This is a genomic window from Amazonocrinis nigriterrae CENA67, assembly GCF_016056305.1.
Lineage (GTDB): Bacteria > Cyanobacteriota > Cyanobacteriia > Cyanobacteriales > Nostocaceae > Amazonocrinis > Amazonocrinis nigriterrae.
This window is the reverse complement of the sequence record NZ_JAECZC010000081.1, coordinates 58,933-85,073: the sequence shown is the minus strand read 5'-3', so window position 1 is coordinate 85,073 and position 26,141 is coordinate 58,933. Positions and strand designations below refer to the sequence as shown.

Annotated in this window: 22 protein-coding genes; all 22 read left to right on the top strand. The window is 38.9% G+C overall.

Going from position 1 to position 26,141, the window contains the following annotated elements; genetic code table 11:
• The first annotated feature begins 11 nt into the window (after positions 1-11).
• The 22 genes from I8748_RS28215 to I8748_RS28110 all read left to right on the top strand — a co-directional run bounded on the left by I8748_RS28215 (position 12) and on the right by I8748_RS28110 (position 26,058).
• Complete coding sequence (locus tag I8748_RS28215; RefSeq protein WP_198127814.1) at positions 12-1,271, top strand: glycosyltransferase family 4 protein; 1,260 nt, start codon at positions 12-14, stop codon at positions 1,269-1,271.
• 292 nt (positions 1,272-1,563) lie between these two features.
• On the top strand, positions 1,564-3,702 hold the full coding sequence (locus I8748_RS28210; protein WP_198127813.1) for a GumC family protein: 2,139 nt from the start codon (positions 1,564-1,566) through the stop codon (positions 3,700-3,702).
• A 2-nt stretch (positions 3,703-3,704) separates the two neighbouring features.
• Complete coding sequence (locus I8748_RS28205; RefSeq protein WP_198127812.1) at positions 3,705-5,087, top strand: O-antigen ligase family protein; 1,383 nt, start codon at positions 3,705-3,707, stop codon at positions 5,085-5,087.
• A 78-nt stretch (positions 5,088-5,165) separates the two neighbouring features.
• On the top strand, positions 5,166-5,723 hold the full coding sequence (locus I8748_RS28200; RefSeq protein WP_198127811.1) for a serine acetyltransferase: 558 nt from the start codon (positions 5,166-5,168) through the stop codon (positions 5,721-5,723).
• Between the two features lie 255 nt (positions 5,724-5,978).
• On the top strand, positions 5,979-6,788 hold the full coding sequence (locus tag I8748_RS28195; RefSeq protein WP_225896578.1) for an ABC transporter permease: 810 nt from the start codon (positions 5,979-5,981) through the stop codon (positions 6,786-6,788).
• Positions 6,789-6,790: 2 nt separating this feature from the next.
• Positions 6,791-8,086: an ABC transporter ATP-binding protein gene (locus I8748_RS28190; protein WP_198127809.1), complete on the top strand. Its 1,296-nt coding sequence runs from the start codon at positions 6,791-6,793 to the stop codon at positions 8,084-8,086.
• Positions 8,053-9,303, top strand: coding sequence for a class I SAM-dependent methyltransferase (locus I8748_RS28185; protein WP_214662791.1), 1,251 nt, complete (start codon positions 8,053-8,055; stop codon positions 9,301-9,303). Before I8748_RS28190 ends, I8748_RS28185 begins: the two co-directional genes overlap by 34 nt.
• Before the next feature lie 27 nt (positions 9,304-9,330).
• Positions 9,331-10,026: a methyltransferase domain-containing protein gene (locus I8748_RS28180; protein ID WP_198127807.1), complete on the top strand. Its 696-nt coding sequence runs from the start codon at positions 9,331-9,333 to the stop codon at positions 10,024-10,026.
• An 18-nt stretch (positions 10,027-10,044) separates the two neighbouring features.
• Positions 10,045-10,947, top strand: a complete 903-nt coding sequence (locus tag I8748_RS28175; RefSeq protein WP_198127806.1) for an FkbM family methyltransferase — start codon at positions 10,045-10,047, stop codon at positions 10,945-10,947.
• 40 nt (positions 10,948-10,987) lie between these two features.
• On the top strand, positions 10,988-12,661 hold the full coding sequence (locus I8748_RS28170) for a GMC oxidoreductase (RefSeq protein ID WP_198127805.1): 1,674 nt from the start codon (positions 10,988-10,990) through the stop codon (positions 12,659-12,661).
• 14 nt (positions 12,662-12,675) lie between these two features.
• A complete protein-coding gene (locus tag I8748_RS28165) occupies positions 12,676-13,602 on the top strand; it encodes a hypothetical protein (protein ID WP_198127804.1) in 927 nt (308 codons plus the stop codon).
• A gap of 80 nt (positions 13,603-13,682) precedes the next feature.
• Complete coding sequence (locus tag I8748_RS28160; RefSeq protein ID WP_198127803.1) at positions 13,683-14,885, top strand: glycosyltransferase family 4 protein; 1,203 nt, start codon at positions 13,683-13,685, stop codon at positions 14,883-14,885.
• Between the two features lie 36 nt (positions 14,886-14,921).
• Positions 14,922-16,553 (top strand): glycosyltransferase family 39 protein, encoded by a 1,632-nt coding sequence (locus I8748_RS28155; protein ID WP_198127802.1) that lies wholly within the window; start codon positions 14,922-14,924, stop codon positions 16,551-16,553.
• 11 nt (positions 16,554-16,564) lie between these two features.
• Positions 16,565-17,659: a glycosyltransferase family 2 protein gene (locus I8748_RS28150; RefSeq protein WP_198127801.1), complete on the top strand. Its 1,095-nt coding sequence runs from the start codon at positions 16,565-16,567 to the stop codon at positions 17,657-17,659.
• Positions 17,660-17,767: 108 nt separating this feature from the next.
• Positions 17,768-19,441 carry a glycosyltransferase gene (locus I8748_RS28145; protein WP_198127800.1) on the top strand — a complete coding sequence of 558 codons (1,674 nt, stop codon included), beginning with the start codon at positions 17,768-17,770 and terminating at the stop codon, positions 19,439-19,441.
• Positions 19,438-20,163: a methyltransferase domain-containing protein gene (locus tag I8748_RS28140; protein ID WP_198127799.1), complete on the top strand. Its 726-nt coding sequence runs from the start codon at positions 19,438-19,440 to the stop codon at positions 20,161-20,163. The genes I8748_RS28145 and I8748_RS28140 overlap by 4 nt, the downstream gene beginning before the upstream one ends.
• 8 nt (positions 20,164-20,171) lie before the next feature.
• Positions 20,172-21,212: a polysaccharide deacetylase family protein gene (locus I8748_RS28135; protein WP_198127798.1), complete on the top strand. Its 1,041-nt coding sequence runs from the start codon at positions 20,172-20,174 to the stop codon at positions 21,210-21,212.
• 2 nt (positions 21,213-21,214) lie between these two features.
• On the top strand, positions 21,215-22,168 hold the full coding sequence (locus I8748_RS28130) for a glycosyltransferase family 2 protein (protein ID WP_198127797.1): 954 nt from the start codon (positions 21,215-21,217) through the stop codon (positions 22,166-22,168).
• On the top strand, positions 22,161-23,117 hold the full coding sequence (locus I8748_RS28125) for a glycosyltransferase family 2 protein (RefSeq protein ID WP_198127796.1): 957 nt from the start codon (positions 22,161-22,163) through the stop codon (positions 23,115-23,117). The genes I8748_RS28130 and I8748_RS28125 overlap by 8 nt, the downstream gene beginning before the upstream one ends.
• A 114-nt stretch (positions 23,118-23,231) precedes the next feature.
• Positions 23,232-24,197: an NAD-dependent epimerase/dehydratase family protein gene (locus tag I8748_RS28120; protein WP_198127795.1), complete on the top strand. Its 966-nt coding sequence runs from the start codon at positions 23,232-23,234 to the stop codon at positions 24,195-24,197.
• A 505-nt stretch (positions 24,198-24,702) separates the two neighbouring features.
• Complete coding sequence (locus tag I8748_RS28115; RefSeq protein ID WP_198127794.1) at positions 24,703-25,032, top strand: hypothetical protein; 330 nt, start codon at positions 24,703-24,705, stop codon at positions 25,030-25,032.
• 267 nt (positions 25,033-25,299) lie between these two features.
• On the top strand, positions 25,300-26,058 hold the full coding sequence (locus tag I8748_RS28110) for a sugar transferase (RefSeq protein WP_198127836.1): 759 nt from the start codon (positions 25,300-25,302) through the stop codon (positions 26,056-26,058).
• Positions 26,059-26,141: the final 83 nt, after the last annotated feature.

Genomic DNA, 26,141 nt, shown 5'->3' with positions numbered 1-26,141 from the left:
GGAAAAAATTTATGAAGATTGCTGTAATTGGTTCCAAAGGTCTACCACCCAAACAGGGCGGTATTGAACATTATTGTGCAGAACTGTATCCCCGGATAATACAGCAGGGTCATAGTGTTGATTTATTCGCTCGGTCTTCCTACACCGATTGTCGTTGGTTTGATAATTATGACTTTCATGGTGTCCGAATCATTAACTTGCCGAGTTTCGATTTTAGAGGTATGGACGCTTTGATTAGCTGTGCATTAGGAGCGATCGCTGCTTCTGGAACCCAATACGATATCATTCATTTCCATGCCCTTGGCCCATCTCTATTTACCTTTTTACCGAGACTTACCGCCAAGAAGGCAAAAATTGTCGTCACTTGTCAGGGGTTAGACTGGCAACGAGCTAAGTGGGGTAATTTTTCTAGTCGCCTAATTCTCGCAGGAGAAAAGGCGGCAGTACGCTTTGCCCATGAACTAATAGTAGTCTCAAAAGAATTGCAATCCTATTTTTTGCAAACCTATGGTAGGCAGACAGTCTACATCCCTAACGCTCCAGCCAACTATGCTCAGTCAGACCCTAATTTTTCCTATGGCAGTTCTCTAAATTTAATGCACAGACGCTATATTCTATTTTTGGGCAGACTTGTACCAGAAAAGCGTCCCGACTTACTCATTGAAGCTTTTTGTCAACTCAAACCACCAGGATGGAAACTTGTTCTGGCTGGTGGTATCAGCGATACAAAGTCCTATGTATCCAAGCTATTAGATACCGTTGCTGATAATCGAGAGATCGTATTTGCAGGTGAACTGCGAGGAGAACGCCTAGCAGAAATTGTCAGAGGAGCAGGGTTATTTGTCCTACCTTCTGATGTGGAGGGATTACCTTTAGCAATGCTGGAGGCAATGCGGGAAGGTATCTCAGTAATGGCAAGTGATATTCCACCCCACAAGCAGTTGTTAAGTGAGCAGCGTGGTATACTCTTCCAAGCAGGAAACTTAGACTCTTGTATTAGTTGCCTGGACTGGGCTGTGAATCATCCTCAGGAATTAGCAATAATGGCTGATAATGCCAAAAAGTACGTAGAATTTAACTATAGCTGGGAGCAGATCACGACTGAAAATTTGAAATTATATGAAACACTGTTGAACTCCTCTGCAACTATCAACACAATCGATCCTCATTCCATTAGAATAGCTGAAGTTGGCTCAATCCAACAAACTCCAAGTGCAGTTGTTCTACATAAAGCTGTAACCTCCGAACACGTCTCAGTCATAAAAAAATAAAGGCATTGCATAAATGCTAGATGAATTAAGATGTTTGGCCAAAGCTAAATATTGACCTTACAAAGGCAGAGGGCAGGAGGTGAGTCCACTTGCCGTCTTAGTGAGTCCAGTCTTGCACTAATTGCGTTATCAACATTTTTGTAGGGTGGGTACTGCTTGCTCAAACCTTGATTTTGACGTTGTTGGCAGTGCCCATCGCAGAGTTAATTGAAAATAGTGCAAGATATCGGTTTTCATTCCAGAAGGCATCAGCCTGTTGTTTGTTACGGAGTCCTTGAGGTGGAGAAAGTGAATGAGAAAAGACATTTTATATTTACTAAAGGTTTTGAAACGGCGTAGTCTACCTGCCATAGCTACGTTTATTTCAGTCATTGGTGGGTCAGTTATTTACTTGGCTATTACCCCACGATTGTATGAAACATCAGGGCGGCTAATGCTGGGCGAAAAACAGGTGAGCGTTTCTCAATTAGGTCGCGACCTCAGCCAAGTGCCTTTAACTACACCTGGAGGTTCTAACCCACTGGCTACTCAATCAGAATTAGTTAAGTCACAACAGGTTTTGCAAAAAGCGATCGCTCAAATTTCCTATCCCAAAAAAATAACAACCGCCAAAGTTAGTCAGAATTTGAAAGTCAAAATTATTCCAGCGACAAACATACTGGAACTGACTTACCGATCGCCAGATCCTGTTTTAGCTGCCAAAGTTCTGAATGCTGTGTCAGAAACAATGGTCAAGGAAAGTGCGGATGCAATTAGTTCAGAAGCTCGTTCTGTGAGGAAATTTTTAGAAGTGGAAGTTCCCAAACAGCGATCGCGGTTGAAAAAAGCTGAAGCGGCGGAAAGCATTTACAAACGAAACAGTGGCATAGTCACTATTGAAGATCAAACGAGAACTTTAGTAGACAGTTTAGCAACATTGGAAAGTCAAGAGCGGACTCTTTTGAGCCAACTAACAGAAATTCAATCGCGCACTAATGACTTAGAGCAAATTACCAAAGCTGGCAATATCAAAAGTGCTTATTCAGCAGTGCGTGGTGGTGAGGATGATGAACTCAAAAAACTACGTGGTAAATTTGCGGACTTGGAAGCACAAGTAGTGGAAGCTCGCGTCCGTTTTACAGATAATCATCCGACTTTGCTTAACCTGATAGAACGAAGGAATGTTTTGCTTCAGTTGTATACACAAAAACTCGCTTTAGTATCGCCTAACAACAGTGCGATCGCTCCGGAAAAAGTCGCTAACGATGAGCTTTCCCAGAACTTGACATCTCAACTGATTACTCAAAAAATCGAGCGATCGGCAGTGGAAAATAAGCTCAGGACTGTGCAAGCCCAACGCGCCAAACTCCAAGCTAGTCTGGTAGAACTACCAATTAAACAAGAAATTCTTAACGCTTTAGTTCGCCAAAGAATAGAAGCGGCAGATTCTCTCAAATTCCTACAAAGCAAATTTGAAGAAGCACGAATTGCAGAGGCTCAAATAGTCAGCAATATCCGCATTATTGCTAAAGCAACAGTACCCGATGAACCCGCATCACCCAAGATGTCAGTAGTGCTAGTAATTGCTAGTTTCTTCGGTGTAATTTTTGCTGTGATGGTTGTGCTTTTATTGGAAGTGTTAGACAACACCTTGAGAGATGCGTCAGAGGCAGAGAAATTACTCAAGTTGCCCTTATTAGGAACATTGCCACGTCTTACAGCTACAACCTTAAAGCTAGATTCAACAGCAGGTTTCTTAGATGATTTGAGTTTGGTTGAGCCTTATCGAATGCTCCTCAAGACCTTAGAATTTCGCAGTCGCGATCGCTTGCAGTTGATTGTTGTCAGTAGCGCTCTCTCTGGTGAAGGCAAATCGATTGTGGTTTCACACCTAGCCACTGTCTCTGCTATGTTGTCGCGTCGGACATTGATTATTGATGCAGACTTACATAAACCCGTACAACATCAATTGTTTAACTTACCTGCAACGCCAGGAATGAGTGAGGTACTGGAAAACAATCAATCTCTAATGGATGCGATTCGCCCAACAGCAATTGAAAATCTTTCAGTCTTAACTGGTGGCGAACTACATCAACGTCCTTCTCAGTTACTAGAGTCTACAGCTATGAAATCTCTGATGACAGAAGCAGCAGCACATTTTGACTTAGTAATTATAGATACTCCTCCTCTCTGTGCAAGTATTGATGCTGCCACATTGACCCAACAAAGTCACGGAATTATGTTAGTCACTCGTCCCGGTTGGACTCACAAAGAGGTTTTGCAAAAGACAGTATCAGAATTAACTGAAAATGGCATACCCATATTGGGGGGCGTGGTGAATGATATGGCTACTGACCTTGAAAAGTATTACCGCAATTCTGTGAATGGATACAAATCAAACAGACGTTTGGTTGCTCAAGGAGTGTCCAACACTTCTAGCGATGAGGTTTGAAGATGTTAACCAATAAACGCTCAAGTCGCTCCTTAGCTTTGACAATTGTGCTTGGTTTGACAGGTGTGGGGGCTGGTATAGTTGCAGGATTCTTGGCAGGGGCTAGCCCCAAGTTACTGGGTTTAGCTGTAGTTGCAGTAGGAATAGTTTGCTACTTCTTTACCAATTTTGAGCAAGCAGTATTGGGATTATTGATATTGCGTAGTTCTTTGGATGTCTTCTCAGACCTACAGATACCAGGGGTCTTTGCTGTTGGGCTAGATGCTCTGACTTTGCTGTATGTAATAGTCTTGTTGTTGACAGGTCGCATTGTCCGCACCGATAGATTTTGGTGGTTTTTATTTGGTTGGGTTTTGCTACAAGGCTTATGGCTCATCCTTCTATATTTAGGAGCATTGGGTTTAGATGCTTCATATTTGCCCGATAGTAGGCGTGAGTGGGTACGTCTATTTTCTTGGGTGATGGTGTATCTACTAGTAATGCAGCTCAAGGATCGACTTACTCCTCAAAAAGTAATTTCTCGGCTATTTTTAGCTCTTCCCTTACCGCTGGCGATCGGGTTATTGCAGATACCTCAAGGAAGCGATCGCATCGTAGGTACTTTCAGTACGGCAAATACCTTTGCAACTTTTTTATTACTATTTATCAGTCTTGTGTGGTGGAAGTTGTACGGGACACAGCAACAATGGTTTTGGTTAATGTTGTTAGGTTTACTATGTTTTTTCTTTGTCAGTACCAAGAGCTTGTTTAGCTTAATGATGATTGCAGTTTTTGTTCTAGTTTTAATTACTCCTAGATTGAATGCAGTTAAGCTAATTAGTGGAGTGTTGTTGTTGGGGTTAATTATTGCCCTATTTGCGAGTACAGAGTTTGGACAACAACGCCTAGCCTCCATTGCTCAAACACCACTACTTAATCCAGACATCGATATATCACGGGCAATTCTATTGTCACAGGGAGACTCTAATAGCTTTAATTGGCGGCTTTCTCAATGGCATTTACTACTTAAGGCTTGGAAAAATAGCCCAATTTTTGGTTATGGTTTGGGGCTGAGTATGCCAGCGGGCGGTAATGAATTTCTTCCCCACAATGATTACATCCGAGCTTTAGTAGAGGGAGGAATCATTGGTTTAGTAACTTTTTTGGTATTCTTTGCTGCTCAGTTCATACATCTTTTGCGATTAATTCAGCAAACACCATACGAGAGTAAACAACGCAACTTGTGTTTTATTTTGCTAGCTATGCTGTCATCCATACCTGTGGGAATGATTACCGAGAATATTTGGAGCCATACTACCTTCTTCTTCTATTGGTGGGTTTTGTTAGCAGTTGCTGGCTGGGATTGGAACGAACAACAAATTAGAGAAGATATGACATTCAAATAACTAGAATATCATTCTCTTTAAATTAATCTGTCTAGTCTCTTCAACATAAGTTTTGCTAATATGAATTAGAATCGGAAAATGAAAAATAAAATTAATTACTTACTCCAAGATTGGCAAATTAATCAGGATACCAGCTTCAAGTCTCGCTTGGTTTTAGTGATGTTTCGCTTGAATAAAATAGTCATAAATTTCCCATTTGTTGGACAAAAAATCTCAAAATTATATTGTTTATTTTATCAATTTATAGTAGAGTATATATTAGGTATTGAGCTACCTTGGGATACAAAAATAGGCTCAAACCTTAAGCTTATACACGGTTATGGTTTAGTTGTTAACCATGAAACTGTAATTGGTGCAAATTGTACTTTGAGACATTCGACAACTATTGGTAATAAAAAGTTACCAGATGGTTCAATCAGTGCCTCACCACAAATAGGTAATAATGTAGACATTGGCTCAAATGTTGTGATTATCGGCCCGATCAAACTTGGTGACAATGCTGTTATTGGAGCAGGTTCTGTAGTTGTCAAAGATGTTCCTCAAAGTGCTGTAGTCGCAGGGAACCCAGCAAAAATTATTCGCCTGATAAACAGTAGTTCGACTGAGTTATATACACGCGATTTAGAAAAGAGTTAAGAACTACCTACTACCCTCACTTAATCTGGCACTTCATTATTTTTAAACATACAAAAATAATATAAAAATCTCAGCTTATTTTATTAGTAAGTTGGCAGATAAAATATCCCAAAAACAGAAATACAGAAATTTTGGTAATTAAGAATTAGAGGTATTTGTCTTAGGATTATGAGTAGATTAAGAACTAAACTACATCAGCAAATACAACAAAAAGAATTAAAATCATCTAGAAATGTTTACACATCTGAGAGTCGAATGCGGCATCCGTTGAAGTTGTTCAAGGAAATGGGACGAGATTTATTAAATTCCCGCGAATTAGCTTGGAGACTTTTAGTACGAGATATTAGCGCTCAATACCGCCAATCATTTCTAGGAATTTTTTGGGCATTTATTCCGCCGATAATTACAGCAGCTGGTTTTACTTTTGCTAAAAGTAATGGCGTTATCAATATTGGTAATACAGAGTTACCGTATGCTGCCTATGTCATGTTTAGTATGACACTGTGGCAAACCTTCACAGAGGCGCTGAATGGGCCACTCCAAGCAGTGAACGATGCTAAGTCAATGCTGGCAAGAATTAACTTTCCCCATGAAGCACTAATTCTTGCCAAACTAGGAGAAGTATTTTTTAACTTTGGTATCAAGCTGATATTAATCTTAGGCTTATTTATCTGGTTTCAAATTCCAACTACTTGGAGCCTAATTTTAGCCCCAGTTGCATTAATTCATTTAGTCTCTTTAGGAATATTTATCGGTTTATTGTTAGCACCGATGGGTGCCTTATACCAGGATTTTTCTAAAGCATTAACTTTAATTAGCGGATTTTGGTTGTTTTTTACGCCAGTAGTTTATCCAGTTCCCAGTAATGGAGTATTTGGCAGTATTGTGAAACTAAATCCGGTTACACCTTTATTAGTAACAACGCGAGAATTAGCAACAGTAGGTGTTATATCAAATCCGCAAGGATTTTGGATAGCGAGTTTAATTGCAATTTTAGGATTGTTGTTGGCTTGGATTATCTATCGTCTAGCAATGCCCTTTGTAATTGAAAGGATTAGTTCATAATTATGACGATTATTAATGAGCAAGAAATAGCAGGAATGCCACAGAATAAAGAAAGTGATATTGTCCTTTCAGTTAATGGCGTTTCTAAAAAGTTTTGTCGAGATTTAAAGCGGTCTTTGATGTATGGTGTTCGGGATATAACCTCTGAACTATTAGGGCTGCGGGAAAAGAGTGATAAACTGCGAGAACAAGAATTTTGGGCGCTAAATAATGTCAGTTTTGAATTGCGTCGAGGAGAAGCATTAGGCTTAGTTGGGAAAAATGGTAGTGGTAAATCAACACTACTGCGAATTATTGCAGGATTAATTAAACCTGATAGTGGTTGTGTAAAAGTTAATGGTCGAGTAGCACCATTAATTGCTTTGGGAGCTGGATTTAATCCTATTTTGACAGGGCGAGAAAATATTTATGCCAATATGGCAATTTTGGGATTGTCTAAAAAGGAAATTGATGAGAGATTTGATGAAGTTATAGAGTTTGCAGAAATTGGGGATGCCATTGATGCACCTGTGCAGACTTATAGTTCTGGAATGGCTGCAAGGTTAGGGTTTGCCACTGCAATTCATACAAATCCAGATATTCTTTTAATTGATGAAGTTTTGTCCGTTGGGGATATTCGTTTTCAAGCAAAATGTCAAAGAGCCCTAGGAAGTTTAAGGCATAAGGGAACCTCATTCTTTATGGTTTCCCATAAGACTCAGCTAATTCTTTCAACATGCGAGAATTCAGTTTATTTAAAGAAAGGCCGAGTGATTAGTTTCGGTAATTCTCGTACGGTCATGAATGAATATGAAAAAGACTTATTTTCAGTTGGCGTAGGTTTAAAAAGCCAATTATTTTTTTCTCCAAAAAAAGAAGATCGAAAAATAGGATTTGAATTATTATATATTATCCTTAAGGATATGAACGGAAAAGCAATAGACTCTTTGGTAAGTGGAAAGTCAGCAAAATTCTGCATAGGATTTAAGTGTTATAGGCAGTTCAAAGATTTAAGTTGCACAATTAAAATCAAGCAATTAGGTGGGGAAGGTGCAGATTTAATTTATATCTCTACAAAAAATTCGGACTTTTGTTTTGATGTAGAGGATGGTTCTTATGAGCTTAAACTAGTGATACCCACCAATATTTTAGGGCCAAATGTTTATACGGCATTTATTCGGATATTCTATGATTCGATCAAGACACTTAAGTTTGTTGAAGACTTTACTTTTGAAGTTTCTACTAATGGATTGATGGGTCAATCACAATATTTTCAACCTCATACATGGGAGCTAGAATTGCTCAAAGGAAACCAATGATGTTTTTCCAAATAAGTAGAAAATTCCCTTTCCTTTCCGGCTCCAGGACAAATCCAAATCAAAATAGTAGCTCCAACAATATAAAACGTGACATTTTATTATTGGATAATAGTGATTATGCTGGTGAAATAGAAGACCTTTACCAATCAGAGCAGACTACTCTCAAAATTTTTAAAAATTATCGCTATCAAATGAAGCGTACTTGGATAAATTATAGTGGACTTGCTGTTTTGGATGAGTTAAGAAAAAAAGAATTGCTTAATGAAAAAGAGATTAAGTTATTATATGACATGGCAGGACATCGAACAATTACTTATTCACTGGATGAGATTAAGGATATTGCTCAAAAATATGTTTACAGATATCCCGATTTATTTATTTTTGAAAAGCTTCCAACTCTAGGAAAAAGAGTTCTTGTGCCAAGCTCAGCAGAAATCGATAGCAATATACAAAATTATATCCAGAACCATAGAGAAATAATATACTTTTTGCAAAAACATGATTTAATTCCAAAAAAGAATATGAAAATTCTTGAAATTGGGTATATATCTGGTGGTGAGTCTTTAATTGCATTTGAAAATTTGGGCTATGAAGTTCATGGCATTGATTATTTCTATGAAGGACAATTTGATGGGGCATTGCGTTATAAATTTGTACAAGAAATTACTAACACAAATGCTCAATTCCATGTTGGCGATATAACAAAGAAAACAGAATTTGAAGATGATACATTTGATTTGATTTATTCTGCCCAAACAATCGAACATATCACTGATTTAAAATCTGCTTTCAGTGAGATGAAGCGTATTTTAAAACCAGGTGGTATCATGTATCACACTTATGATCCATTTTATCATCCACTTGGAGGTCACTCTTTTGGTATGCTCGATTGTCCTTGGGGACATGTTCGATTAGAACCAAATGAACTGAATGATTATCTTAGAAAGCATAGGAAATTTGAAGCAGAGGAATCAATAAAATGGTTAGAAAATTCTATTAATAGAACTCATACTCTGTCCTACGTGCAATCAAAACTGGTCGAATCTAGATTTACTATACTACGTTGGTCAACTGAGCTAATTCCTATGAACCAGTTGGCTCTTCTTAACAATGAAATTATAGCGGATGCATTTCGCATCAAACCCGATCTATCGTTAGAAGATTTAGTAACTGAATATGTGACATTTATTGCTAGAAAATATAAAAATTGTTATTGAATCTTAAACAATTACTTAATAGTTTTTATGTTCATTTATCGTAAAATCAAAACTTTTTCAAATAGGATTATCAACTTGCAAAAATCCTATATTTCTAAACAGAAACTTTCATATAATGACCTTCGTGCTTTTGGCGAAAAATTTGCCACGTCTGAAAAAGCACTCATAATCTATATTGAGTTTCCATATGAAGATCTTCTTCCTAATGTAGATGTTCTGCCTCACTATGAAAATGATTGTGAACGTTATTATCCCTTACTAGCTGAGATACAAGATGAAAATTACTCAACGGTAATTGCTACTGGTTTACTTGAACATTTAAAGAACCCCGAAAGGCTTTTGAAAGAGTGCTACCGTATTCTCCAACCTAGAGGTAAGGTTTATATTTCTGCAAGTTCAACGTTTTCAGTACATCGTGGTCCAGATGATTATTTTCATGTTACTCAGTTTGGGATGAATGAGTTGATATCCTCACAAAACTGGAGTGAGGTAGATATTAGAGGTTCCTGTGGCCCATTTAAAACTATTGGAATATTGCTTCAACGAATTTTACTTCAGTGTGAAACTAGGTATTTCATTCGTCCGTTTGTTGAGTTTTTAGCATACACCATACCGCTGCTCGATAGATTTATCATCAATCAATATTACGATAGAAGTTTTTCTGAAAAGAGTTGGATAGATTCAATGATGCCAAGTAATATTCAATTAATTGCTACAAAGTAAATCAAGGAAACCATAAATATGCAGTTAAATTACCCAATACCAAAATTTAAAGGTTGGCTTAAGAGTAAAATACCCCATTATTTCAAAACAAGAAATAGAAATATAAATACCAATGAGGCGCTGATCAAGAATGAAAATACTAATACATACATAGTCGAATTTCGGGGTACTCGAATTATATGCAGACAGGATAATAAGCTTGAGTATAAACTCTTAACAGATCCTGATTCATATGATGAATCAAACTTTTATGCCATAACTTCATTAGTGAAAGAGGGAGCAACCTGCTTTGATATAGGTGCCAATATTGGAATATATTCATTAGTCTTATCTCATCTGGTTGGAACGAATGGTCAGATTCACGCTTTTGAACCAGTCGATCATATTCGGCATAAATTTCTTGTGAATCTCGCTTTTAATGGCGCGAAAAATGTATTAGTTAGGGATTTTGCGTTGGGGGATAGGCTCAACGAACTTCCTATGTATCAAGTGAAAGAAGGCTTATTTCGCGGTGGTACCAGCACCTTTGTACATAACAATAATGTCGAGGTCATGGGTGAGGATGCATTTGAACGACGAACAGTGCGTATCATGAAACTGGACGAATACGTTGCAGAACAAAACTTAACCCGACTTGATTTTATCAAAATAGATGTAGAAGGCTTTGAGCTTAATGTTTTTCAAGGAGCAATAAATACACTTGCAAAATTTAAGCCTACTATACTTTTCGAACACGATCAAAATCGATTGAATGGACTAAAAATACTGGAATCGCAATTTTCTGAAATTCTTTCAAATTTAGGATATTCCTGTTTTGAAGTGTTTAATGATGGTAGAAGAAATTTACTAGCACCATACTGTTTTGATAGAAAATTGAAAGGTAACAATCTCCTTGCAATTTATATTTCTATTGGAGAGTAAGTTATAAGTCAAAAGGAAACTTATTGGATATATACTAACAATGATTTATGAACTGTCTCAGGATGGAATATTGCCGACAAGTTTATATGACCTTTGTATCATTGGCTCCGGTCCTGCTGGTGCAACAATTGTCAATGTTTTAGCGGATAGCAATTATAAAATTTGTGTTTTAGAAAGTGGAAGCTACAAGCCAGAAAAATTTACTGATGCTCTTCGTGAAGTAGATCATGAGGGCATTCTAATCAAAAGCTATTCTCGAGAACGTGTGCTAGGCGGTACTTCTACTACTTGGTCAGGTTTATCTAGTCCTTTAGATCCAATCGACTTTAGGAAACGCGATTGGGTAAAATATTCTGGATGGCCTATCGATTTGGATGAATTAACCCCTTACTACATTGCCGCATCTCACAGGTTTCGTTTTCCATCTTGGGAAAAATTTAAAGATTCAGACTGGATGGGGATTAGAGATACAAGCGATTTGATTCCTTGTTGGAAAGAACTAGAAGAAAAGATATTTGTTGCTTCGGAATATCCTCAAAATTTTGGAAAGGAATTTCAAGATATATACAATAAAAAAAATATCGATCTCTATATAGGATGTACAATAACACATCTAGACGGTTGTTCGGAAACAGGACGCGTTAAAAAAGCAATTGCTAGATATTTCGACGGCAGAAAAATTGAATTTCAGGCTAATATATTTGTCCTTGCCTGTGGAGGTATTGAAAATCCGAGAATTCTTCTAAATTCGACTTTTGCCTGTCCTGCTGGATTAGGCAATGATAAAGATCAAGTAGGTCGATATTTCATGAATCATCCTAAGAACAATTATGGATTCATCCAGCTTATTTATTCGAGTAATAATTTACCTGGATACTTTGGCTTTTTATCTTTAAAGACTGGTTATGCTGGGTATATTGGTTTGAGAATAAAAGAAACAGTTCAAGAAAACAAAAGAATATTAAACTCATATATTAGATTTGAACCAGTCTTTGACTGGTCTGGAAGAGAGAGTATAGAATCCTTGAACTATTTTAGCAAAAAATCACAGTTACTACTCAAAACTGTTAAGCATCTTAAGAAAGATAAGTTGTTATTTCTACGTGATTATTCAGAAACAGGCGATGACTCTAATTTAATGAATGAGCGCAAAAATTTCAAAGGTATCATAAAAATGATTGGCAAAATAGCATTAGATAGTCCAGCAGTTTTAGACTATTTATGTCATCGTTTTTTCGAGCAAAAGAATCTTAAAGTGACTACTATTAATATTCGCAATTTTATGGAAATGGAACCCTTACCGCAAAATAGAGTTACATTGAGCAATTGCACTGATGCTTTTGCGATGCGTTTGCCTTGTGTTATACATACTCCTAGTGAATTAGATAAGCGCAGTATGGCAGCTGTTCACTATGTTTTATCAGAAGAATTACAGCGAAATAGGTGGGGTAAGCTTTGTTCCGAATTAAATCCAAATTTAGAACCTTGGCCTATTGATTTAGATGCATCTCATCATATGGGTGCGACTCGAATGGGTAATGATTCCTCATCATCGGTAGTCAATCCGCAGTGTTGCCTTCACTTTTCTCCAAATGTTTATCTGGCTGGAGCTTCTACTTTTCCAACTAGTGGAAATGCTAACCCAACGTTTACCATTGTTGCTTTAGCGATTCGGCTCGCTGAACATTTGAAGATTCAACTTTCTCATACTTAGCCTTAAGCACTATTATGCCAAGCGATCAATTAATAGTTGTTATCCGCACCATTCAAGAACGTACATTTGATGCCTGTAAGGCACTGGTTGTCAAACAGATACCTGAACAGCTCGTTTACGTTGTTAGCGAACAGCCATTTGAAGCTGCACTACGATGCTGTTATCAAATTGGTATTGATAGTGGTGTGAAATGGATGATGACTCTGGATGCGGATGTCCTTTTGCGCGAAGGAGCAGTTGAAGCGTTCTTGTCTGAGGCAGAACGTTTACCTCCTTACTATCTGCAAATGGAGGGACTCGTTTTCGACAAGTTTATGGGCATTTATCGGAAAGCGGGTCACCGCATGTATCGTACCCAGTACCTCAGCAAGGCTTTGCAATGCATTCCACCTGAGCGCGTCGAGATCCGTCCTGAATACGCAACTTTACAAAAAATGGAGGCATTAGGCTTTCCGTCTATGGAGATTCAAACAGTATTCGGTATCCATGACTACGAACAGTATTACGTAGACATTTACCGAAAAGCGTTTGTACATGCTAATAAGCATTCAGAGTGGATAACTCACCTGATTGAGCGATGGAAAGCACAGGCATCTCACGACTTTGATTACCTAATTGCGCTGCGTGGGCTTTACGATGGTCTTATGTCGCTTACTCAAGCTTGTATCGATCGTCGTGACTATATTGAAGGCGCACATCGGGCGCTTGAGGAACTGGGTATTCGAGAGAAAACCGCGCCTACAGTGGAGCAAATCGATTTTCTGTTAGTCAAATCAATCTTGAACCAAGTCGGCCCAATACCGTTAGACACTTCAAAAATAACACCTGTACAACGACTCAAAAACCAGTATCAGCGTCTTGGTCTATTCCGGTTAATTCCCTATCTATTTGGCGCGATCCTTAGCAGAGCAGGTGAGCAGCTTAAGACATCTGTTACTTAAATAATGATTCAAGTGTAGCCAGTCAGAAGAAAATTGACTACGCCAAAAGTTCTTATATTCCTTTACCTATTGGACTTCCAATGCGTATTGCATTTGCTACGACAGAATATGTCACTGAAAAATATTTTAGTGGTGGTTTAGCGAACTATCTACATCGAATAGCCAAGGCATTATTGTCTTTAGGACATGAGGTTCATATTGTAGTTCTCTCAGAAATTGATAGAGATGAATTTGAATACGAAGGTATTCAAATTCATCGCCTAACTTTAGGAAAAATACAACAAAGATTAGATAAACTAAGTCGATATAGTATATGTCAAACATCACAATGTTTGGACTTTAGCTTTCAGGTTTATCGCAAACTTTTAAAATTACATAAACAGCAGCCTTTCGATATTGTTCAGTTCCCAGATTGGGATGCGTGTGGTGTGATTTCAAGCCTTCTTTTGCCTATTCCACAGGTAACACGTATTTCTGCATATCGTCCAGTCTGGTGTGAAAAATCTGGGGAAGAGCGCGATCGCGATGAGCAAATTATAGAGTGGTTAGAGTGGCTACAGATGCGCCTGGGCAAACATGTCTATGCACCAAGTTATACTCTTAAGCGATTACTGGCTGAACAAGCAAAAATAACTCATGTTCAGGTCATTCGCACACCTTTTTATTTAGAAACATCAGATTGGGATTCATCTGTCTTCAATGAATACTTACAAGGCAAAAAATATCTGCTATTCTTCGGTCGTTTTCAACTTCATAAAGGATTTCATATATTAGCTCAAGCACTACCTCAAGTCTTTAAGAAACATCCAGACTGTCATGCTGTCTTTGTAGGACTGGATTTATCATCTTCTCTTGCATCTTCTATGAAAGAATATGCTCTCTCCTTCTGTAGTCAGTATACAGACCGCCTCGTTTTTATCGATCAGATACCCCATACTCAGTTATACCCTGTTATCGCTGGCGCTAAACTTGTTGTCTTACCCTCTCTAATTGATAACTTGCCCAATGCTTGTTTAGAAGCTATGGCATTGGGTAAACCTATTATTGGAACGATTGGTGCTAGTTTTGAAGAACTGCTGACCGAAGGAGAAACAGGCTTTCTTGTACCTGTGGGTGAAGTAAATGCACTAGCTATCAAAATAAATGAAGTATGGATGCACCCTAGTTTGAATGAAATTGGTCAGGCAGCAAAGTGGAAGGTTCAAGAATTTGCGATTGAAAATACAGTGAAAGAACTCTTAAATTACTACGAAAAGGTGATTCGAGATATTAAATATGCTTAAAGTTTTCAAACCCAATCTTTTTTGAGGAATGAGCTTATGCTTAAAAAAGCTTTCCAAACTAAATCTTCTAAATTTTATTTACTGATATTTATCCTAGTCTTAGCAGCTGTTTTACGCTTTTTTCTGATTGACCAACCCTTTATTGATGGGACGAGTTGGCGAGAGTCCGATACGGCAACCATAGCAGAAAATTTTTACCGTGGGAATTGGAATATCTTGTATCCTGAAGTTAGCTGGAATGGGCCGGCAAATAATTACGTAGGATATGAATTTCAAACTCTCACTTACATAACAGCTTTTTTATATCGTATTTTTGGTCAGCATGATTGGGTTGCGCGTTCAGTAGCAGTGCTGTTCGGTTTGTGGGGAATATTTGCTTTTCATCAACTTGTCCGTCGGGTTTGGAATCAAGAATCTGCCCTTGTTAGTACTGCCGTTTTGGCGTTTTTACCAGGAAACATCTGTGTTGATCGAACTTTCGTTCCCGATCCAGTGATGGTTTCGCTTGTAGTAACTAGTGTTTGGCTCTTAGTTGCCTATTTACAAACGGAACACTTGCATTATTTACTATTGGCAAGCCTGATTGGGATGTGGGGCTTCTTAACTAAAATTTCCGGTATATTTGTCGGAATTCCAATGCTCTACGCAGTCTTAACCATTCTGAGTTCAAAACAAAGGCTACGCTCAAAACAACTTGCCTTGCTCGGGGGAGCTGCACTTCTAATTTTGATACCAGTTGTGGCTTACTATCTATGGGCTATCCATATTTCTCGTACATATCCTCCTTATCACATTGCAGCAAGTGGTTATTGGGTCTGGAAATTTGGTCTGCATCATTTTTTGAAACAAAATTACTTCCTGCCGGAATTGTATGCACAATTAACCTGGTTATGGACAAAACCTTTAATCATCCTTATTGTTGTTGGTCTATTTCTTTGGCCTCCTTACAGCCAGCGCAACTCTAATGCTGACGAACCTTTAGAAATTAGAGCGAGCAAAGCGCCGTGGCTTTTCCACTGGTGGGTACTAGCTTTTGTTATTTATTACCTCATTGCTGCTCAAGGGCTTGTTGAAAACCCCACCAATTTAAACATAATTAATCCCGCAGTAGCCGCTTTAGCAGGGAATACCCTAATGGCGATCGCCTCATTTACCCAACGAATAGTAGGAGCGACTCGTGCTGTGGTGCTGATAGCGGTCATATTGCTGATCCTTGGCGGAGTTGGATCTAAAAACTTGAAATCTATGTACTCTCCTTATGCCGAAAACGCTTACAAGCTAGGGCTTGCTTTGAACCAGATTAGTCAACCCAATGACCTAGTTGTCACCATAGCACAAGATATTGGCGATCCTATCGCTATTTACTACAGCCGGAGGCGAGGATGGGTCTTCCCACCTGCGACTACTTGGTCAAAGCTTGATTGGTGGAACGGCATAAGAGATGACAGTGAGGCAATTCGACTGTTAAAAGAACTCCAAACTAAGGAGGCGAAATGGTTTGGGATTGTGAAGAATCAAAAAGATAAGATTTGGAAAGAAAACCCAAAATTAGCTGAGTATATAGAACAGAAATTCTCACCTATTTCTACACCATTATTGAAGTGCAAACACTGCAAAAATATAGCTTTTCAAGACAGTCCAGACTACATCATTTATCGTATTCCTTAAGGTGCTGATACATGCCTAAAGTCACAGTTTTAATGCCAGTTTATAACGGAGAAATTTACCTCCAAGAAGCGATAGATAGCATCCTTAGCCAAACCTTTCAAGACTTTGAGTTCTTAATTATTAATGACGGTTCTACAGATAGCACGCGAGAAATCATTTGTTCCTATGACGATCCACGTATTCGCTTGATAGATAACGACTGCAATCTTGGCTTAACGCAAAGCCTAAATAAGGGACTGAAATTAGCTGAAGGGGAATTTATTGCTCGTCAAGATGCGGATGACATTTCAGAGCCTGAAAGGTTAGCTAAACAAGTTACTTTTTTGGAAACACACCCTGAAGTAGCATTGGTAGGTACATGGTACAAAGATATAGATCCACAAGGAAAATTAATTGAAAAGCGTAATTTACCTTGTAATAGCACACAAATTCGTTGGGAAATTTTGTTTTATTGCCCTTTTGTGCATAGTGCTGTGATGTTTCATAAATACACTATTTTAGAGCAGATTGGGTTTTATGATGAAGCTTATTCTTACGCTCAAGATTATGATTTATGGTGGAGAATTGCCCGCAGCTTAAAAATGATAAACCTAAATGAATATTTAGTGAACTTGCGGATAAATCCTTCATCTATGACAGCTACTTATGGAAATATAGTTGATGATGAACCTCTGCAAATCAAGTTCAATAATCTAGGATATTTACTTGGATGGGACGGACATAAGAAGTGGAATAATGGGGTACACCTTAAAGAAATGACTTCGCTATGGCTTGGTGAGTCAGAGGAACTAAAGTATCTAAATCTAGAACAGCTTAATCAAGTTATAGAACAAATATTTCACTTACATCAAGCTTTCTGCAATTACTACAAACTTGATAGCGAAGAATCTCAAAAACACCGTAATGAAGTTTCGACTAATCTTAGCACTCAGCTATTAAAGCTAACTTACTACTATTGGGAAAAAGATAAATATACTGCTTGGCAGCTTTTAAATAGAGCTTGTCGTATGAATTTCAGTATTTTGCTGGTTAAAAAAGCGATGGGCTTATTTCTTAACTTAATTATAAGAGCGCGACTAGCCAGAGAGATTCGACAAATGACTTAAGAGAAACTGAGACTGGAGTAAAACTGAATTTGTGATGAAACAAATTATTTTAAGTTAACATAACAAATTTCATAAATACAAAATCAATTGATTGAGGTAATATGAACAATGAACAGCAATTCCCTAGTGTCTGTAATTACTATTTTTTTAAATGCCGAGCAATTTTTTCAAGAAGCAATAGAAAGTGTATTTTCCCAAACATACAAAAATTGGGAACTATTATTGGTCGATGATGGTTCTACGGACGGCAGTGGTGTAATTGCTCATGAATATGCAAAAAAATATCCTGAAAAAGTACGTTATCTAGAACATGAAGAACACCAAAATTTTGGAAAGAGTACTTCGCGTAACTTAGGGATAAGTTATGCCAAAGGAGAATATATCTGTTTCCTAGATGCTGATGATGTTTTCTTGCCACACAAACTAGAAAAACAGTTAGCAATTTTAGAGTCTCATCCAGAGGCTGCTATGGTTTATGGTAATACCTTGTATTGGTATAGCTGGACAGGTAATCCTGAAGATAGTCAACGGGACTATATGCCGGAACTAGGTATTCAGCCCAATATTTTAGTTCAGCCTCCATCGTTACTAAAACTTTTGCTCGGACATGGGGGAGCTGTTCCCTGTATCTGTAGTTTTCTAGTAAAACGTAAGTTGGTCGAAAAGATTGGTGGATTTGAAGAAAGTATCCAACACCTTTATGAAGATCAAGTATTTTTAGCCAAAATATTTCTTACAGCACCTGTATTTGTTGAGGGTGGATGCTGGGAACAGTATCGGCAACGTGATGATTCTAGCTGGTATCTTTCAATGTATTCAGGTGAAGATGATAAGGCGCGTTTAATTTTCCTTAACTGGCTGGAGAACTATTTGAATGAACAACAAATCAAAGATACAGAAGTCTGCCAATTTCTTCAACAACAGTTATGGCGTTATCGCCATCCAATGTTGTCAAAACTAACAAAGCCTACTCAACATTTTGTAAAACAGATGACTTTTAAATTTACAAACCTAATTCTCATGAATAGAAAACAATTGCAGGAAATCGCACAGCAAACATTACCAGCACCTCTCTATTATTTGTTACGTTCTCAAGTACTCGGTGAAAAATATAGTCCGCCACCAGGAATGGTAAATTTTGGCTCTCTGCGACGGTTGACTCCTATTAGTCGGGCTTTTGGCTACAATCGCGGTCTTCCTATCGATCGCTACTATATAGAAAATTTTCTTGAGCGTCAGGCTCAGGATGTGCAAGGACGAGTATTGGAGATTGGCGACGCATCATATACACGCAGATTTGGTGGCGATCGCGTTACTCAAAGTGACGTACTACACGTAATTGAAGGGAACCCAGAAGCAACTATCATCGGCGATCTGACTAACGCAGATCATATTCCATCAGAGGTTTTTGACTGTGTGGTTCTAACGCAGACATTGCACCTGCTTTACAATATGCAAGCCGCTCTAGCAAATCTTTACCGCATCCTGAAACCCGGTGGTGTTTTACTAGTAACCGTTCCTGGTATTAGCCAAGTAGTTAAATGCGAGTGGGGCGATGATTGGTGTTGGGCGTTAACGGCTCAATCAGCAAGATTGTTATTTGAAGAGAAGTTTCCTAAAACCAATGTTCAAGTTGAAACTTATGGTAATGTTCTAGCAGCGATCGCCTTTTTACAAGGACTTGCTGTCAAAGATTTACGCCAGAAAGAACTCGATTACCAAGATGATGAATACCAAGTATTAATTACTGTTAGGGCAGTAAAACCAGAGGTGGCATCATGAATATCAGCTTGGTTAAGAAACTGCCAACTCCTGTATACCATTGGCTGCGAGATATACGATATGGTCGCTTACCAGTCGGAAGCATAAACCTTGGTAGTTTAGGAAGAGTCAAGCCAATTAGACCTAACTTCGGTTTAGATCGGGGTTTAGTGATTGACCGCTACTATATAGAAAATTTTTTGGCTCGTTATGCTGAAGATATTCAAGGACATGTACTAGAGATTAAGGAACCACTCTACACAAATAAATTTGGTGGCGATCGCATTACAAAAAGCGACGTAATTCACGTAGAAGCAGGTAATCCCCAAGCAACTATTGTGGCAGATTTAACCAAAGCAGACCATCTCCCATCCAACAGCTTTGACTGCATCATCCTGACTCAAACACTGCTATTTATCTACGATGTCCGAGCCGCAATTAAAACTCTTCACCGCATTCTTAAGCCAGGGGGTGTTTTACTCGCCACTGTACCAGGTATTACTCAAATCAGTGATGATGATATGACTCGTTGGGGTCAATACTGGAGTTTCACCACTCTCTCCACACGGCGATTACTTGAGGAAGCTTTTGACCAAGACAAAATACAAGTTACAGCTTATGGAAACGTGTTGAGTGCGATCGCTTTTTTGCACGGGATTGTAACTGAAGAACTAGAGCAATCAAAGCTAGACTATCAAGACCCTAATTACCAGGTTTTAATTACAGCTAGAGCTGTGAAATAGCGAAACCAATGATTCTATACCAACTCAGCAACAAAGCTCAACACACCGTTGGGCAACTGATAAATAAAATTTTCCCTGGCGCGCTCATCTTAATGTACCACCGTGTAAATGAAACAAATTCAGACCCTTGGTCATTATGTGTGACACCAAAACACTTCGCTGAACACTTAGAAGTTTTGCGACAATATGGCTATCCTCTGCATTTACAGCAATTGACCAAAAGGCTTAAAGATCGCCAATACATAAATCGGTCAATTGTCGTTACATTTGATGATGGTTACGCAGATAACTTCTATCATGCCAAACCGTTATTGGAAAAGTACGATATCCCAGCAACAGTTTTTGTTACCACTGGCGGTATTGACCAAAAGCGTGAATTTTGGTGGGACGAACTAGAGCGACTGCTATTGCAACCCGGTACATTACCAGACTTACTCCAGTTAAATATTAATGGTACAACCTACCAATGGAAATTAAGAGAAGCAACACATTACAGTGAAGCCGATCTTCAGCGCGATCGCCATTGGCAAAGCGACAGAAAACCAAAACAAGCTCCTACCCTACGCTATAATCTCTATCGCTCACTGTATAAAATCTTACAGTTTTTATCTGTCAACGAGCGAAGTAAGTTACTAGATGAACTAGCTATCTGGGCAAACGCTGGACTTGTAGGGCGATCGACCCATCGCTCTCTTTCTAATGAGGAGATGCTTGCACTAGAGTCCGGGGGATTGATCGAAATTGGTGCCCACACTGTAACACACCCCTTTCTTTCTCAACTTCCCATAGTCTCACAACAGGATGAAATTCAGCAAAGTAAAGACTACCTGGAGAAAATCTTGGGGCATCCGATCGGGAGTTTTTCGTATCCTCATGGTAGTTACACAACTGAGACTACTTCCATCATCCAAGAAGCTGGATTTACCTGTGCTTGTTCTAGCATCGTTGGTAAAGTTCAGCAGCATAACAACTTTTTCCTGTTACCTCGTGTTGTGGTTAAAGATTGGGACGGAGAAACCTTTGCTCATTGGTTGTCAAGGTTTTTTTAATTATGAATAGCAAACCTCTAGTTTCTTGTATCATCATCTTCTTTAATGCTGGTGAAAAGTTTTTTGTAGAAGCAATAGAAAGCGTATTTGCCCAGACTTATGATAACTGGGAACTATTACTAGTAGATGATGGCTCTACTGATGTTAGTACAAACATTGCTCTAAGCTACACACAAAAATATCCTGAAAAAATTCGTTACTTAGAACACAAAGAACATCAAAATCGCGGCATGAGTGCAACTCGCAACTTAGGTATCCGCCATGCCGAAGGCGAATATATTACCTTTTTAGATGCCGATGATATCTGGATACCGCAAACTTTAGAGGAACAAGCCGCTATTCTAGATTCTCATCCTGAAGCCGCTATGGTTTATGGGCCAATTCAGTGGTGGTATAGCTGGACTGGAAATTCTAAAGATATGAAACGTGACTTTTTAGATACTCCTATTGTTTCTGTGGACGGCTCTAGAGTACAGATTGATACTATAGTCCAGCCACCGACGCTGTTCCTGCTCTTATTACAAATGAAAATTTGCATATCGGGAATGTTGGTGCGCCGTCAAGTAATAGAAAAAGTTGGTGGTTTTGAAGAAACATTCCGAGGTCTGTATGAAGATCAGGTTTTTTGTGCAAAGGTTTGTCTGCAATTCCCTATATTCGTAGCTAGTAAGTTCTGGTATAAGTATCGACAACATCCTAATAGTTGTTGCCACACGGTAGGATCTCAAAAAGGTAAAGAATACGCTGCACGTTTAGCTTTCTTGAACTGGGTGGCTGAGTATTTATCTATGTATGGTGCCAGAAATACCAAAGCATGGGAGGTATTAACAGAGGAGAAACTACGGGCTGTTCATCCAATTTTATACTTTATATCTCGGAAGCTCAAAATAAAAATTTTAGTAGCTGGAATAGAGAAGATTTTTTTAAAACAGCTTTTGAGGTCGGTTAATGATTGAACAGCTCAACAAAACATCTTTAGTCTCTGCGATTATAATCTTTTTGAATGCAGAGAAGTTTATTGAAGAAGCGATAGAAAGTGTATTTGCTCAAACTTATGAGAACTGGGAACTTCTGCTTGTAGACGACGGTTCTACCGACAATAGCACAGCGATCGCCTTGCAGTATGCTGAAAAATACCCAGAAAAAGTGCGCTATCTGGAACACGATCGCCATCAAAACCTTGGCATGAGTGCAACGCGCAATCTGGGCATCCGCAACGCTAAAGGTGAATATATAGCCTTGTTAGATGCTGATGATGTTTGGTTGCCGCAGAAACTAGAACGGCAACTGGCAATCATGGAATCTAATCCTCAAGCAAAAGTAGTTTGTGGAGCGAGTCAATATTGGTACAGTTGGACGGGGAATCCTAAAGATAGCAAACGCGACTATATTCGAGAACTGGGTATTCCACTCAATGGGTTATTCCATCCGCCAAAACTGCTAACACTCTTGTTGCAAAACAAAATTAATACACCTGCTACTTGTAGTGTGTTAATCCGACGCGAGTTATTTCAAGAGATTGGGGGATTTGAAGAAAGCTTTCGGAGTATGTATGAAGATCAAGTCTTTTTCACTAAAGTTTATCTCAAAACATCTGTGTTTATAGAGCCTAACTATTGGGATAGATATCGACAACATCCAGGTTCCAGTTGTTCTATTGCCGAAAAAACTGGACAATACCATCCTTTTAAGATAAATCCCGCAGATTTTGCATTCTTAAACTGGATAGCCGAGTATTTGTCCAAAGAAGATGTCAAGGATGCTGAAATTTGGCAGGCTCTACAGAAGAGATTTTGGCCATATCACCATCCTAAACGCTATTTTTTCTTATACTATTTCCAACGAATAAAATCAAAATTGCATCGTATAGGGCAGAAAGTTTTGCTCCTTCCCATCTATCACTAGATAGCGTCTTAATAACCTCTGCTTGGGCTGATAGAAAACAGAGGTAATGCAGATATGGGTTTAGGTTCATCTTCAAACCTGATCAGAATATTTTCGTAAAAGCACCTCAAAATTATGCATTTTATTGTTACTGGTGGAGCCGGCTTTATCGGTTCACATCTGACAGAACAGCTTTTGTCAGATGGTCATCATGTTACTGTAGTTGATAACTTATCAACAGGTAACTTGCAAAACCTGCCCGAACATCCTCATCTCAAACTACTGATAAAAGATATATCTAGATGTCAACCGCAAGATTTTACCGGGCAAATTGATGGACTTGCCCATTTGGCAGCTACCCCATCAGTTACTCAATCTTGGCTGCAACCGCTAAAGGCTCATCACAATAATCTTTCTGCAACGATCGCTGTCATTCAACTTTGCCAGGCCTTAAACATTCCCAGACTAGTTTTTGCTAGTTCGGCAGCTGTATATGGTAATCCAACGCAACTACCAATTTCAGAAAATCAACAGACTTACCCGATTTCTCCCTATGGTTTACAAAAACTGGTGTGCGAGCAATATGCCAAATTATTCGCCAAACAATTAGGTTTCTCATTTGTAGGATTGCGCCTATTTAATGTATATGGCCCTAGACAACAACCTAATTCTCCATATTCTGGTGTAATTTCCATTTTTGTGAATGCCATGCAGCAAGGTTTACCCATAACTATTTATGGAGATGGTACTCAAACGCGAGATTTTATATATGTTAAAGATGTGGCGAATGGATTTACCAAAGCTTTAACTACTCTCCTCAAATCTGGATCTTCCTTAATTTGTAACTTAGGGAATGGGAAAAACACCTCTTTGGTTGAACTAGTTGATATTCTCAAAACTTGTTTTCCTAAGCACCAATCAGCAACCAATTTTATGCCTTACCGTGTAGGAGATATTCAGCATTCACAAGCTGATATTTCAAATGCATCTTCAATGTTAAACTTTACACCTCACTGGTCGCTAAAATCAGGTTTAGAGATTTTAATTGAATCACGTCAGACATCTGTACTTCGCTTATTTTCAAAGAGTGCAAGGGAATAAGACTAGTTACTCAAATTTTGTACCTCTGGGTATAAACCCAGGTAACGTACATTCGTGAGAGATTAAAACAACATTACTTGTGCTAAAGTGTAGACGCATTCTATGAAGTCGTTCTCGAATAGTAGCGACTTACATTTGGGTATCGCTTGCCTAAAAATTGTGTTTTTAACTCCGATTTTCAGGCATATTTTAAGTACTATTGCTTATCCATAAATCAAATATAGTCTTAACCTCTCACAAATGGGTAACGTAAGAAGATGTTTCCTTTCAAGGGTAGGTTTTTCAGAATCTCAAAAATAGTTGAGAAAATTCTTAATAGTTTAATGTGGTTTGGCTGTTTCAGGACTTAAGCATCGGCTGAAATAGTCAAAAAATGACTAAATACAAAATACCGACCCTTGAAAAGTGTGTTTTTACGGCAGTTCGACGCCACTTGCGGGACTCGGGGGGTTTTGGCCCCCCTCTAGACTCCCTCTGGGGATGCAGGGCTGTTTCGTTCCCTAAAATGGGTAAAATTGCAAGATTCAAAGAAATAAAAATTGAGAGCAAGCGCACAATTTTAGTAAAAAATTTTTGCGCCTTCAACCCCAAATACGCGATTTTTCTTTGCGTCTTTCGCGGCAGTCGCGCATCTGTCGGCAAAGCCGCAAGGGCGCGCTGCCTTGCCTTTGCGCGAGATTATCCTCAGTACAAATCCCCATCATCAGCGAATGAAACAGCCCTGCTCTGGGAATGGGAGATTGGGAGAAAACTCCCTTTCTGCGCGCTGCCGACGTTTCTACGTCGCTACCGCTTCGCTAACACCACGTGGCTGTCTCCCCGTTATAGTAACTAGCGTTCAAAAGTCACTCATTCAAAAATAGAAATATGACACTTGCGTAAGTCCTAAATGTAAAAAAACAAATATTTGAAACGAGATTGTTTGCAACGAGTTTCAATGCGTCCTTATTAAAATCCCTTGATTTGAATTATGGTGATTTCTCTGTTGCCCATTCCCCGTTGCCTGTTTCTTTTTAAGCCTAAATGTCCTTTGTACCATTTTTTGTGCCCAAGTTTATATTTCGGACAGGTCTATTGGCTTCTTGGAGGAAAATTTATAATGATGAGACTCATAAATATATTTACTCCTAACACTACTGACAAAATAAATCAGACTGCAAACACAATCTCCACAGATTATTACCAAAGTAGCGACTTAAAAAGTCTCCAAGCACTAAATAGTTACGGCAGTGATTGGGCTGCTAAACAAATAGTGCACCCTTCTATCACCAGCTGCACAAAACGCCTGATGGATATACTAGGAGCCCTAGTCGGGCTGGCAATTACCGCCACAATCGTTATTCCTATAGCGATCGCCATAAAGCTAGATAATCCTGGTCCCATCTTTTACAGTCAAACTCGCTGTGGCTTGAACGGGCGTACCTTCCAAATTTGGAAATTCCGTTCTATGGTGGTAGGAGCAGAGCAACTACAACATTTAGTAAAAAACGAAGCTCAGGGGCAAATTTTCAAGAACATCAACGACCCTCGCGTCACCCGCATCGGTCGGTTCATGCGCCGCACCAGTCTAGACGAACTTCCACAGTTTTGGAATGTGCTGCTGGGAGAGATGAGTTTGGTCGGCACTCGACCACCGACAATAAATGAAGTTCAGCAATACTCACCTCACCACTGGCAGAGGTTACAAGTCAAACCAGGAATTACTGGTGAGTGGCAGGTAAATGGGCGCTCAAATGTTAAAAACTTTGAAGCAATTGTACAGATGGATTTAGACTACCAACGTAAGTGGTCTGTTACTTACGACATCTGTTTACTACTAAAAACCTTAAAGGTCTTGCTATTTAACAGCGGTGCTTGTTAACTGTGACTTGAATCATAAAACCTACAGGGAGCAACGCGATTTTGTGATGTCAGACTTTAAACGAGCGATCGCGTTCATCCTCA